General features: G+C 70.6%; 11 protein-coding genes. 10 read left to right on the top strand and 1 reads right to left on the bottom strand.

What is annotated here, in order from left to right:
* Positions 1-185 precede the first annotated feature (185 nt).
* Together ubiB and coaBC are read left to right on the top strand one after the other, a co-directional pair.
* Positions 186-1,748, top strand: coding sequence for a 2-polyprenylphenol 6-hydroxylase (gene ubiB, locus PKD06_RS12080; protein ID WP_324380433.1), 1,563 nt, complete (start codon positions 186-188; stop codon positions 1,746-1,748).
* A gap of 69 nt (positions 1,749-1,817) precedes the next feature.
* Positions 1,818-3,047 (top strand): bifunctional phosphopantothenoylcysteine decarboxylase/phosphopantothenate--cysteine ligase CoaBC, encoded by a 1,230-nt coding sequence (gene coaBC, locus PKD06_RS12075; protein ID WP_324380432.1) that lies wholly within the window; start codon positions 1,818-1,820, stop codon positions 3,045-3,047.
* Here coaBC and PKD06_RS12070 read toward each other — a convergent pair.
* Complete coding sequence (locus tag PKD06_RS12070; RefSeq protein WP_324380431.1) at positions 3,035-4,045, bottom strand: NAD-dependent epimerase/dehydratase family protein; 1,011 nt, start codon at positions 4,043-4,045, stop codon at positions 3,035-3,037. The two genes, coaBC and PKD06_RS12070, sit on opposite strands and share 13 nt — an antisense overlap.
* Positions 4,046-4,291: 246 nt before the next feature.
* Here PKD06_RS12070 and PKD06_RS12065 point away from each other — a divergent pair, with 246 nt between their 5' ends.
* The 8 genes from PKD06_RS12065 to PKD06_RS12030 all read left to right on the top strand — a co-directional run.
* Entirely contained in the window at positions 4,292-5,149 is an 858-nt protein-coding gene (locus PKD06_RS12065) for a MaoC/PaaZ C-terminal domain-containing protein (RefSeq protein ID WP_324380430.1), read from the top strand.
* Between the two features lie 12 nt (positions 5,150-5,161).
* Positions 5,162-6,226 carry an acyl-CoA dehydrogenase family protein gene (locus PKD06_RS12060; RefSeq protein ID WP_324380429.1) on the top strand — a complete coding sequence of 355 codons (1,065 nt, stop codon included), beginning with the start codon at positions 5,162-5,164 and terminating at the stop codon, positions 6,224-6,226.
* Between the two features lie 2 nt (positions 6,227-6,228).
* Positions 6,229-7,392, top strand: coding sequence for an acyl-CoA dehydrogenase family protein (locus tag PKD06_RS12055; protein WP_324380428.1), 1,164 nt, complete (start codon positions 6,229-6,231; stop codon positions 7,390-7,392).
* Positions 7,393-7,421: 29 nt separating this feature from the next.
* Positions 7,422-8,336: an SDR family NAD(P)-dependent oxidoreductase gene (locus PKD06_RS12050; RefSeq protein WP_324380427.1), complete on the top strand. Its 915-nt coding sequence runs from the start codon at positions 7,422-7,424 to the stop codon at positions 8,334-8,336.
* A gap of 49 nt (positions 8,337-8,385) precedes the next feature.
* Positions 8,386-9,582 (top strand): acetyl-CoA C-acetyltransferase, encoded by a 1,197-nt coding sequence (locus PKD06_RS12045; RefSeq protein ID WP_324380426.1) that lies wholly within the window; start codon positions 8,386-8,388, stop codon positions 9,580-9,582.
* Positions 9,582-10,829: an acetyl-CoA hydrolase/transferase C-terminal domain-containing protein gene (locus PKD06_RS12040; RefSeq protein WP_324380425.1), complete on the top strand. Its 1,248-nt coding sequence runs from the start codon at positions 9,582-9,584 to the stop codon at positions 10,827-10,829. The genes PKD06_RS12045 and PKD06_RS12040 overlap by 1 nt, the downstream gene beginning before the upstream one ends.
* A gap of 143 nt (positions 10,830-10,972) precedes the next feature.
* On the top strand, positions 10,973-12,160 hold the full coding sequence (locus tag PKD06_RS12035) for a patatin-like phospholipase family protein (RefSeq protein ID WP_324380424.1): 1,188 nt from the start codon (positions 10,973-10,975) through the stop codon (positions 12,158-12,160).
* Between the two features lie 90 nt (positions 12,161-12,250).
* Positions 12,251-13,039 (top strand): SDR family NAD(P)-dependent oxidoreductase (locus PKD06_RS12030; RefSeq protein ID WP_324380423.1); only part of this gene is annotated, 789 nt, incomplete at its 3' end.

Below are 13,039 nucleotides of genomic sequence, written 5' to 3'. Positions count from 1 at the left end.
CCCCCCCCCCGCTTGCGGCGGGGAGGGTCGAGTCGCCCCCGGACTTGTTCCGGGGGCGAGCCGGGGTGGGGGGCGGCTCAGCCTCTCGACAGGCCGGATGCTCGCGTCGGCGCCCTCCACCCCGGCTCGCGCCTTCGGCGCGACTCGGCCCTCCCCGCCACTTCGTGGGGGGAGGGAGGGCGGCCATGATCGGCGGGCTCGCCCATCTCGCCCGGAACCTGCGGGCCGGCTTCGTGCTCGCCCGCGAGGGTGCGCTGTCGCTCGTCGACGCCTCGGTCCTGCCGCCCGGCGCGCGGCTCGGGCTGCGCGCGGCGCGGCTGATCGAGCGGCCGGGAGCGGGGTCCGGCGCGGCCCGCCTCTCGGCGGCCCTGACGCGGCTCGGCCCCTCCTACGTCAAGTTCGGCCAGTTCCTGGCGACGCGGCCGGACATCGTCGGCGTCGCGGTCGCGCGCGACCTCGAAAGCCTCCAGGACCGCATGCCGCCCTTTCCGCGCGAGGAGGCGGTCGCGACCGTCGAGGCGGCGCTCGGCAAACCCATCGGCGAGGTCTTCGCCAGTTTCAGCGAGCCCGTGGCGGCCGCCTCGATCGCCCAGGTCCACCGCGCCGTCACGGCCGGGGACGGGCGCGAGCTGGCCATCAAGGTGATCCGGCCCGGCGTGCGCGAGCGCTTCGCCCGCGACCTCCAGGCCATGGCCTTCTCGGCCCGGCTGGCCGAAGCGCGGATGCCGGAGACGCGGCGCCTGCGCCCGACCGAGACCGTCGACATCCTGGCCCGCTCCGTCTCCATGGAGACGGACTTCCGGCTGGAGGCGGCCGCGCTCTCCGAGCTTGCCGAGAACACCGCGGGGGACGAGGATTTCCGCGTCCCCAAGGCCGATTGGGAGCTGACCAGCCGCGACACCCTCGCCACCGAATGGATCGAGGCGATCCCGCTCCACCGCCTCGACGCGCTGGACGCCGCCGGCCACGACCGGCCCGCCCTCGCGCGGAGCCTCCTCCAGTCCTTCCTGAAACAGGCGATCCGGGACGGATTCTTCCATGCCGACATGCATCCCGGCAACCTGATGGTGGATGCGCAGGGGCGGCTCGTCGCGGTCGATACGGGCATCATGGGCCGGCTCGGGATGAAGGAGCGGCGCTTCCTCGCCGAGATCCTGCTCGGCTTCATCCGCCGCGACTATCGCCGCGTGGCGCAGGTGCATTTCGATGCCGGCTACGTGCCGGCCCGCCACTCGATCGAGGATTTCGCCCAGGCGCTCCGCGCCATCGGCGAGCCGATCCACGACCGGCGCGCCGACGAGATCTCGATGGCCAAGCTCCTGACGCTGCTCTTCGAGATCACCTCCCTCTTCGACATGGCGACGCGCACCGAGCTGATCATGCTCCAGAAGACGATGGTCGTGGTGGAGGGCGTCGCGCGCTCGCTCGATCCGAAGCTCAACATCTGGGAGGCGGCCGAACCGGTCGCGCGCGGCTGGATCGAGCGCCATCTCGGCCCGGCCGGCCGGATCGAGGAGGCGGGCCGGGGCCTCGCCTCCCTCGGTCGCGTGCTGGCGGACGCCCCCCAGATCGCCCAGCGCGCCGAGCGCCTCCTGACCAAGCTCGAAGGCTTCACCGATCGCGGCGTCGCGCTGCGCACCGAATCGGTCTTCGGCGAAGGCCGCCACCCGACCGCCTCGCTGCGCCTCATCGCGGCCGCCCTCTGGGCGATCGCGCTCCTGCTGCTGGCCGGGCTGATCTGGACTTGATAGCGTCGGCCCGATGCCTCGACATCGGCGCAGCCCCCTCCCCTTTTCCCCTTTCGAGAGCTGACGCCCATGCTCCAAGGCCGGCGCATCCTCCTCGTCATCGGCGGCGGCATCGCCGCCTACAAGTCGCTCGACCTGATCCGCCGCCTGCGCGAGCGCGGCGCGACGGTGCGGCCGATCCTGACGGAATCGGCGCAGGAATTCATCACGCCGCTCTCAGCCGCCGCCCTCTGCGGGGAGCCCGCCCATACCGATCTCTTCGACCGCAATCTCGAGACCGAGATCGGCCATATCCGCCTCGCGCGGGATGCGGACGCGATCGTGGTCGCGCCCGCGACGGCCAATCTCATGGCCCGGATGGCGGGGGGGCATGCCGACGACCTCGCGACCACCGTCCTCCTCGCGACCACGCTCCCGATCCTGATCGCGCCCGCCATGAACGTGCGCATGTGGCAGCATCCGGCGACACAGCGGAACCTCGCCGCCCTCACCCGCGATGGCGTCATGGTGATCGGCCCGAACGAGGGCGCCATGGCCGAGGCCGAATGGGGACCCGGCCGGCTCGCCGAGCCGCTGGAGATCGTCGCGGCGGTGGAAGGGCTGCTCGCGCGCCCGCCCTCCCCGCAGGGCGGAGAGGAGCAGGTCCTCGCCGGCCGGCGCGTGCTCGTGACCTCGGGGCCGACCCACGAGCCGATCGATCCCGTCCGCTACATCGCCAATCGCTCCTCGGGCCGCCAGGGCCACGCCATCGCCGCCGCCGCCGCCGCCGCCGGGGCGGAGGTGACGCTCGTCTCCGGCCCCGTCTCGGTGCCGGATCCGGCGGGCGTGCGGGTCGTGCGCGTCGAGACCGCGCGCGAGATGCTGGCGGCCGTCGAGGCCGCGCTGCCGGCCGATATCGCGATCTTCGCGGCGGCGGTCGCCGACTGGCGCGCGGCCGGCGAGGCGGAGCAGAAGCTGAAGAAGGACGGCGGCGAGCCCCCTCCCCTGCGGCTCGCCCTCAACCCCGACATCCTCGCGACCGTCGCCCGGCGCGGGGAAGGCCGCCCTCCCCTCGTCGTCGGCTTCGCGGCCGAGACGGAGCGCGTCGTCGAGCATGCGAAGGCCAAGCTCGCCCGCAAGGGCTGCGACCTCATCGTCGCCAACGACGTCTCCCCGGCGACGGGGATCATGGGGGGCGCCGACAACGCCGTCCACCTGGTCATGAAGGACGGCGTCGAGAGCTGGCCGAGCCTCGACAAGGAGGAAGTCGCGCGGCGCCTCGTGAACCGGCTCGCCCGGATGCGGCCTCAGACGCCGTAATAGGTCCTGTACCAGCTCACGAAGGCGGGAATACCCTCCTCGAGCGGCGTCGCCGGCACCTGCCCGACGAGGCGCTCCAGCAATTCGGTCGAGGCATGAGTGCGGTCGACGTCGCCCGGCGGCAGCGGCTTCAGGATGCGCTCCGCCCGCCGGCCGAGCGCCTTCTCGAGAATGTCGATCATCTCGCCCAGCGGCCGGGGACGCCCCCCGCCGATATTCACCAGCCGGTAGGGCGCGACCGGACTGAGGCTGTCCTCCGGCCCGGCGGCCGCTCCGGCGCCCGGCGCGGGCGGCGGCGTGTCGGCGAGGCGGCGAATCGCCTCGACGAGATCGCCGACGAAGGTGAAGTCGCGCTCCGGCCGACCCTCCCCGAAGACCTCGATCGGCTCGCCGGCGAGGATCTTCCGCGTGAAGAGGAAGAGCGCCATGTCGGGACGCCCCCAGGGCCCGTAGACCGTGAAGAAGCGGAAGGTCGTCGTCGGGATGGCGAAGAGATGGGCATAGGAATGCGCCATCGCCTCTCCCGCGATTTTCGAGGCCGCATAGAGGGTCAGCGGGGTGACCGCCCGGTCCGTCTCCCGGAAGGGCAGGACGACGTTGCCGCCATAGGCCGAGCTGGTCGAGGCGAGCAGGAAATGGCGCGGCGGACAGGCGCGCAGAGCCTCCAGCAGATTGGCCGTGCCGACGAGGTTGGCCTCCACATAGGCTTGCGGGTTCTCCAGGCTGTAGCGGACTCCCGCCTGCGCGGCGAGGTGGAAGACGAGATCCGGCCGCGTCCGCCGGACCAGGGCTGCAAGGGCGCCCGGCCTCTCCAGCCGCTCCTCGACGGAGGCGAAGCCGGGAAGGGAAGCCAGGTCGCGGTGGCGGGCGCGCTTCAGCTCCGGGTCGTAGTAATCCGTCATTCCGTCGAAGCCGGTGACCTCATGCCCCTCGGACAGCAGGCGGCGGCAAAGGGCATGGCCGATGAAGCCGGCCGATCCGGTGACGAGGATGTGCAAGGGGCGCGGCCCTCCGGCTCCGAGGCGCCAGGAATGGCGAGGGGAATCGAACGATCGCGATAGAAGCTGCGAAGCTCGGGCGAGGTCAATTGCGGCGGGCTCTTCCGCGAGCCGACGGCGGGCGGGGAGCCCGATCCGAAAAAATGAATACCGGCTTTCCAAGAGATCGTGCTCAGACGAAAACGGGAGGCAACGAGGCGCTTCCAGTCGATCTCGATACGGGCTGACGGCGGCGCGGAGGGGGAAATGCCGATCGACATCGACAAATTGCGCGCCTTCCAAGTCCCGGCCGTCCGGCAGGTGCTGCGGCCGAACGACATCGCGCTCTACGCGCTCTCGATCGGGATGGGGCGCGATCCGCTGGACATGCGCCAGCTTCCCTATGTCGATCCGCTGCGGGGTCCCGTGGTGATGCCGGCCATGGCGCTGGTCATGGCGCATCCGGGCTTCTGGCTCGCCAACCCGGCCTCCGGCGTCGATCCCAAGGCCGTGCTGCATGCCGCGCAGGGGCTCGAGATCCTGGGCCCGATCCCGGCCTCCGGCGAGGTCGAGAGCCGCACGCGCGTCACCGAAATCCTCGATAAAGGCGAGGGCCGCCCGGCGCTCATCCTGTCCGAGACCGAATTGCGGGACGGGGCGGGCACGCTCTTCGCGAGGCTCGCGCGCACGACCTTCATCCGTGGCGGCGGCGGCTTCGGCGGCCCGCCCGGCGCGAGGAGCGCGCCGCGAGAGGCGCCCTCATCCGCCCCCGACATGGTCGTCGATCTCGCGACGGGCGCCGGGCAGGCGCTGCTCTACCGCCTCAACGGCGACCTGAACCCGCTGCACAGCGATCCCGAGATCGCCCGCAAGGCCGGGTTCGAGCGGCCGATCCTGCACGGGCTGTGCACGATGGGCGTCGTCACCCACGCCCTGCTGCGTGCGCTCGGCGGCTATCGCGCCGACAGCCTGCGCTCGCTCGAACTGCGCTTCTCGAATCCCGTCTATCCGGGCGAGACGATCCGCACCGAAATCTGGAAGGACGGCCGCTTCCGCGCCCGCCTCGTCGAGCGCGACGCCGTCGTCGTCGAGGACGGACGCGCCGTCTTTTCCCCCGCGCCGTAGCCGGAGCCCGACATGATCGACGCCGACACCCAATCCTCGATCGACATGATCCGCGAAAGCGCCCGCGGCCTCGTCCCGGCGGGCGATCTCTCGCGGATCCGCAAGCTCCGCTACACGAATCCGGGCTTCGACCGGGCGGTGTGGCGGCAGATGTGCGAACTGGGCTGGCCCGCCTTGCGCCTTCCCGAAGAGAAAGGCGGCGTCGGGCTCGGCCTCCTGTCCTATTGCGCCCTGGCCGAGGAACTCGGCCGCGGCCTCGTGCCCGAGCCGCTGATCCCGGCGGTCCTCGCCGCCTCGCTCCTGAAGGACGAGGCCCTGGCCGGGCATCTGGCGGGCAAGACGCTCGTCATCCCGGCCTGGCAGGATGGGCGCGACAGCCTCGCCCCGCAGGGCGATCCCGCCATCGCGGACGGCAAGGTCACCGCACGCAAGCTCTACGTGCCGCTCGCGGCCGGCGCGGATGCCTTCCTGGTGGTCGGCGCCTCGCGATCGGTGCTCGTCGCGGCCGGCGCGGCCGATGCGACCGGCGTCGCCGTGGCCGCGAGCGAGACGCAGGACGGCGGCCATGTCGCGGCGATCCGATTCGAGGCCGCCCCCGGCCTCGTGATCGCGGCCGATCCGCGCCCGGCTTTGGCCGAGGCGACGCTCGCCACCGCCGCCTACCTGCTCGGCCTGATGGACGTCGCGCTCGACATGACCGTCGCCTATCTCAAGACCCGCATGCAGTTCGGCCGGACGATCGGCAGCTTCCAGATCCTCCAGCACATGGCGGTGGACCTCAGGCTCGAGATCGAGGTGACGCGCGCCAGCATCGAGGCCGCGGCCCTGCAATGGGACCGGGAAGGCCCGGTTCCCGCCGCCTTCGCCTCGGTCTCGCGCGCCAAGGCGCGGGCCTCGGCATCCGCCCTCAAGGTCGGGCGCGACTGCGTCCAGCTCCATGGCGGCATCGGCTTCACCGACGAGCACGATATCGGCCTCTTCCTGCGAAAGGCCATGGTGGCCGCCGCCCAGTTCGGCGGCGCATCCGCCCATCGCGCCGAATTCGCCCGCCTCAAGCCCGCGAGGGAGGCTGCCTGACCATGCCCTATGACGATTTCCGGCGGGACGACTACAACGCCCTCTCCGACGCCGAATTCCGCGCCCTGGCGCGCCGCTTCCTGGCGGAATGCCATCCGCCGGAATTGCGCCATCCGGCGAAGCGCCTGCACTGGGACAAGGTCGGGCCCTGGTACATGATCCTCGCCGGCGCCGGCTGGCTCGCGCCCAACTGGCCGCGCGCCCATGGCGGGATGGGGCTGAACCCGGCCAAGCAGCTCGTCTATGTCGAGGAATTCGAGAGCTTCGGCGCCGCCCGCACGCCCGACCACGGCATGATGCTGCTCGGGCCGCTCCTCATCCATTACGGCTCGGAGGAGCAGAAGGCGCATTTCCTGCCGCGCATCCTCTCCGGCGAGGACATCTGGTGCCAGGGCTATTCGGAGCCGAATGCGGGCTCGGACCTCGCCGCCCTGCGCACCGAGGCGGTGCTCGACGGCGAGGAATGGGTCGTGAACGGCCAGAAGATCTGGACGACGCTCGCCGGGGACGCGGACTGGATCTTCTGCCTCGTGCGCACCGGCAAGACGGCCAGGAAGCAGGAGGGCATCAGCTTCCTCCTGATCCCGCTCGACACGCCCGGCATCACCATCCGCCCGATCGTCAACCTCGCGCTGGACGACGAATTCTCCGAGGTCTTCCTCGACAATGTCCGCGTGCCCAAGGGCCACATCGTGGGCGAGGTCAACCAGGGCTGGACCATGGCCAAGAACCTGCTCGGCTTCGAGCGGATCTTCTTCGGCGGCCCGCGCCAGGCGTCGAGCGCCCTCGCCAAGCTCCGCCGGCTCGGCGAGCATTACGGGCTGCTCGATTCCCCCTCCTTCATCGACCGCTATGCGGGATTCCGCATGGAGCTGGAGGACCACCAGTGCCTTTTCGGCCGCATCGCCGACAAGCTGCGCCGCGGCGAGACGCCGGGGGCCGAGGTCTCCTTCCTCAAGCTCAACCAGACGAGCCTCTTCCAGCGCATCACCGAATACGGGCTGGAGGTCATGGCCGAGGAGGGCGGATTGCTGCATCCGCCGGAGGGCAACGGCGACCTCGCCATGCCGGCGCAGTTCCTGAACGCGCGCGCCGCGACGATCTACGGCGGCACGACGCAGGTGCAGAAGAACATCCTCGCCAAGGCGATTCTCGACCTGCCCTGAACTCCGGCACGACACGGAAGGCATCTCCCATGAGCAAGATCCTCGACGGCAAGGTCGCGCTGGTGACGGGCGCGGGCGGCGGCATCGGCCGGGCGATCGCCGTCGCCATGGCGCGCGCGGGCGCCTGCGTCGTCATCAACGATGTCGGCGTCTCGCTTTCCGGCGAGGGCGGCTCGGCGAGCCCGGCCGAGGAGACCAAGGCCGAGATCGAGGCTTTCGGCGGCAAGGCCACGATCAACACCGACTCGGTCGCCGACTGGGACGCGGCGCAGCGCATGGTGGGGGCCGCGACCGGCCGTTTCGGGCGGCTCGACATCGTGGTGAACAATGCCGGCATCCTGCGCGACGTCATGTTCCACAAGATGACGCCCGAGCAGTGGCGCGCGGTCGTCTCGGTCCATCTCGACGGCGCCTTCTATGTCAGCCGCGCCGCCGCCGAGATCTTCCGCGCGCAGGAAAACGGCGCCTATATCCACATGGTCTCGACCTCCGGGCTGATTGGCAATGTCGGGCAGGCGAACTACTCGGCCGCCAAGCTCGGCGTCGCGGGCCTGTCGAAATCGATCGCCCTCGACATGCAGCGCTACAATGTGCGCTCGAACTGCATCGCGCCCTTCGCCTGGGGCCGGATGACCTCGAACATCCCGGCGACGACGCCGGACCAGATCGCCCGCCTCGAGAACTTCAAGAAGATGACGCCCGAGAAGAACGCCCCGCTCGCGGTCTATCTCGGCTCGGACGCCGCGAAGGACGTCTCGGGCCAGATCTTCTCCGTGCGCATGAACGAGATCTTCCTCATGGGCCAGAGCCGCCCCCTGCGCTCGGTCCACACCGCCGGCGGCTGGACGCCGGAAAGCGTCCGCGACCATGCCATCCCGGCCTTGCGCCCGGCCTTCTATCCGCTCGACCGCAGCCAGGACGTCTTCACCTGGGATCCTTGCTGACAGCAAAACAACCGCCCGACCGGCTATCGCCTCAGCCAAGGAAAACGCCATGCGCCGCGCCGCCATCGTCAATCCGCTCCGCACCGCCGTCGGTTCCTTCGGGGGGACGCTTCGCCCCGTTCCCGTCGAGGTGCTGGGCGGGACGGTCGTCAAGGCCGTGCTGGAGCGGACGGGGCTCGATCCGGCCCTGGTCGAGGACGTGGTCTTCGCCCAGTCCTATGCCAATTCGGAGACGCCCTGCATCGGACGCTGGATCGCGCTCGATGCGGGCCTGCCCATCGAGGTGCCGGGCCTCCAGATCGACCGGCGCTGCGGCGGCGGGCTCCAGGCGCTCGTGACGGCGGCCATGATGGTGCAGACGGGCGCCTGCGACGTGGTGCTGGCCGGCGGAGTCGAGAGCATGTCGAACATCGAATACTACACCACGGACATGCGCTGGGGCGCACGCGCAGGCACGGTGAAATTCTACGACCGGCTCGACCGGGGCCGCGAGCGCTCCCAGCCGGTCCACCGCTTCGGCTACATTTCCGGCCTGATCGAGACGGCCGAGACCCTCGCGAGGCAATACGGGATCCCGCGCGAGGAGGCCGACGCCTATGCGGCCGAGAGCCATCGCCGGGCCGCCGCGGCCTGGAACGAGGGCCGCTTCGAGGACGAGGTCGTCCCCGTCTCCGTGCCGCAGAAAAAGGGCGATCCGATCGAGTTCCGGCGCGACGAGGGAATCCGCCCGGACACCACGCCGGCCTCCCTCGCGAAGCTCAGGGTCCTGACGAAGGACGGCATCGTCACGGCCGGCAACGCCGCCCAGCAGAACGACGCGGCGGCCGCCTGCCTCGTCGTCGCCGAGGACCGGCTGGAGCGGCTCGGCCTCGCGCCGATCGCCTTCCTCGAAAGCTGGGCGGCCATCGGCTGCGAGCCCTCCTGCATGGGCATCGGCCCCGTGGCCGCCACCGCCAAGGTGCTGGGCAAGGCCGGACTGAAGATGTCCGACATGGATCTCGTCGAGATCAACGAGGCTTTCGCGGCGCAGGTCCTCGCCTGCCTGAAGGGCATGGACTGGGACGAGCGGGGCCGGCTGAACGTCAACGGCTCCGGCATCTCGCTCGGCCACCCGATCGGCGCGACGGGCATGCGCATCATGACGACGCTGGTGCGCGAGATGAAGCGCCGCGGCGCGCGCTACGGCCTCGAAACCATGTGCGTCGGCGGCGGCCAGGGCATGGCGGCGATCTTCGAGGCCGCGTGATGGCAGCGGATCTCCGGCTCTCGACCTTCATCCGGCCAGGCGACACCCTCATGTGGGGCCAGTCCCAGGCCGAGCCCGCGACGCTCATCCGGCATCTCGTCGCGCAGCGCCGCGAGATCGGGCGCGTGCGGCTTTTCCTGGGCGTCGGCCATGGCGGCCGGCTGCTGCCCGAGCATGCGGACGCCTTCGACTTCCTCGCCTATTGCGGCGCGGGCACGAACCGCAAGCTGGCGGAGGCCGGACTGCTGGACATCCTGCCCGTCCATTACTCGCACCTGCCGCGCCTCATCGAGACGGGCTCGCTCCGCATCGACGTCCTGATGCTCCAGGTCTCGCCGCCGGACGAGCAGGGCCGCCACAGCCTCGGCATCGCGCGCGAATATCTCCTGCCGGCGCTCGCGGGGGCGCGGGCGGTCCTCGGCGAGGTGAATCCCGCCGTGCCCTGGACCCATGGCGGCCCCTATCTGCGCGAGGCCGACTTCGCCCTCCTGATCCCCTCCGACGAGCCTCTGCGGGACGAGGCCGCCAGGCCTCCCTCCGCCATCGACCTCGCCGTCGTCGGGAACGTCGCCGGGCTGATCGAGGACGGCGCGACCTTGCAGGTCGGCATCGGCGCGATTCCCGACGCCGCCCTCGCGCAGCTCGCCGGCCGGCGCGACCTCGGGATCCATTCGGGCACGATGGGGGACGGCGTGGCCGCGCTCTGGGAATCGGGCGCCGTCACCAATGCCCGCAAGAGCATCGATCCGGGGATCGCGGTGACGGGCCTCCTCCTGGGCGGTGAGCGGATTCGCCGCTTCGTGCACCGCAACCCCGCGATCGAGATGCGCGGCACCGGCTACACGCACGATCCCCAGGTCCTCGGCCGCATCGAGCGCTTCGCCGCGCTCAATTCCGCCATCGAGGTCGATCTCACCGGACAGGTCAATTCCGAGGTCGCCGCGGGCCGCTATCTCGGCGGGATCGGCGGGATCGTGGATTTCCTGCGCGCCGCCGGCGCGAGCCGGGGCGGCGTCCCTATCATCGCCCTTCCCTCGACCGGCGGCGGCCGGAGCCGCATCGTGCCGGCCCTGTCCGGCCCGGTCACCGTCCCGCGCAGCGACGCCTGCGTGATCGTCACCGAATACGGTGTGGCCGACCTGCGCGGGGCGTCGCTGCGCGAGCGTCCCGCGCGGCTGATCGCCATCGCCCATCCCGACCATCGCGAGAGCCTCGCGCGCGCCGCGCACGCCGGAGAGAGGGACTGACCGGCAGAAAACCAATCGGATCATGCCCTGCGCCCTCGGCTTTATCGGCCGCATTTTCTTCGCGCGAGCCGGGTCCGCCTCACTCGAAAATGCTCTAGAAGATGCCGGCCCCCAGAGGGCCCGTGTGAGCTTTCAGGATCGCGGTGACGGCGGATACGGGACCTTTCCTGCGGGCCAGCGAACGCCATCTCTTCGCGCCCGGCCGCAAGCGCATGCTGTGCCTCGACGGCGGCGGCGTGCGCGGCGCCCTCAGCCTCGCGATCCTGGAACGGCTCGAGGCCGTGATCGACGAGATCGAGGGCGCCCCGACCCTCCTGTGCGACTGGTTCGACCTGATCGGGGGAACCTCGACCGGCTCGATCATCGCGACCGCGCTCGCCCTCGGCTACCGCGCCGCGCAGGTGCGCGACCTCTATTTCGCGCTGGGGCCGAAGATCTTCCGGCCGCGATGGCTCCAGCTCTTCGGCTGGAAGGCGAAGTTCGACGCGCGCGTCCTGGAGCGGGAACTCGCCCTGACCATCGGCGGGCGCACGCTGGAGAGCCCCGATTTCAGGACCGGCCTCTGCATCCTCATGAAGCGCCTCGATACCGGCAGTTCCTGGATCGTGATGAACAACCCACGTTCGGCCTTCTGGAACGATCCGGCGGACGGCTCCTATCTCGGCAACAGGAGCCTTCCGGTAGCCGGCCTCGTGCGGGCCAGCACGGCGGCGCCGAGCTTCTTCGACCCGCAGCCGATCTCGATCGGCCCCGGCCGGAGCCCGGGCATGTTCATCGACGGAGGGCTCACCCCGCACAACAATCCCACCCTGATGATGCTGATGACGGCGCTCCTGCCCTCCTTCGGGCTGAACTGGACGGCCGGGCCCGACGACCTGCTCCTCGTCTCGGTGGGAACGGGCTCGTTCCGCCCGACCCTCAGCCTCGCGGAGGCGCAGTCCGCCTCGGGCCTCGGCCTCGCCTTCAAGTCGCTCGCGGCCATCATCGCGGAAAACCAGCAACTGGTGCTGACGCTTCTGACCTATTTCGGGCAGGCGACCTGGCATTGGCCGATCAATTCGGAGATCGGCAACCTGTCCCCCCTGACCCCGCCGGGAGGACATCTGTTCCGCTTCGCCCGCTACGATGCGCGGCTGGAGGCCGAATGGCTCGCGGGCGAACTCGGCGAAAGCGTCGCCCCCGCGGAGCTGCTGAAGCTGCGGCGCATGGACGATCCGGCGAATATGCGCCGCCTCTACGAGATCGGCGCCAAAGCGGCGGCGCTCGAGATCCGCCCGGAGCATCTGGCGGGTTTCGAGCGCGCAGGCATGCCGGGCGCCGCGGGCTTCTGAAACGGCTCGTCCTTCGGCCTTGCGATAAGGATTGCAGCACCGGCATCGGGGAGCGAAGACCGAGGCGGGAACATGGCAAGGGAGGTTGCGATGGCGGGACGTCTTTCGGACAAGGTGGCCCTGGTGGTGGGGGCGGGCTCGATCGGGCCCGGCTGGGGCAACGGGAAGGCCACGGCCGTCCTCTTCGCCCGCGAGGGGGCGAGGGTCGTCTGCGCCGACCGCGACGAGGCGGCCGCCCGCGAGACGGCGCGGATCATCGAGAACGAGGGCGGCCGGGCGTTCGCGCTCGCGGCCGACGCCGCGAAAGCCGCCGACGTCGCGGAGATGGTGGCGGCCACGATCGAGCATTTCCACCGCATCGACATCCTGCACAACAATGTCGGGATCGTCGCGACCGGCGGCGTGGTCGATCTCTCGGAAGCCGAATGGGACCGCGTCTTCCAGGTCAATCTCAAGACCTGCTTCCTCGCCATGAAATACGTGATCCCGATCATGGAGCGGCAGGGCGGCGGCTCGATCGTCAACGTCTCCTCGGTCGCCTCGCTCCGTCATACGGGCGTCGACTACTGCTCCTATGCCGCCTCCAAGAGCGGCATGAACCACCTGACGAGCGTCACGGCGGTCCAGTACGCGCCGAAGAACATCCGCGTGAACGCGATCCTGCCGGGCCTCATGAAGACGCCCATGGTCGAGGCTTCGGGCCTCGCCAAGGACTACGCGCAGGGGGATGTCGAGGAGATGTGGCGCCGCCGCGCCGCCATGGTGCCGATGGGGCGGGCGGGAGACGCCTGGGACGTCGCCCATGCCGCCGTCTTCCTCGCCTCGGACGAGGCGCGCTATGTGACGGGCCTCCAGCTCATCGTCGACGGCGGGCTGACG

Source organism: Enterovirga sp. (assembly GCF_035325185.1).
In the GTDB taxonomy this organism is placed as follows: domain Bacteria; phylum Pseudomonadota; class Alphaproteobacteria; order Rhizobiales; family Beijerinckiaceae; genus Enterovirga.
The sequence above is the reverse complement of the archived record's forward strand: the minus strand, read 5'-3'. Positions and strand labels throughout refer to the sequence as shown.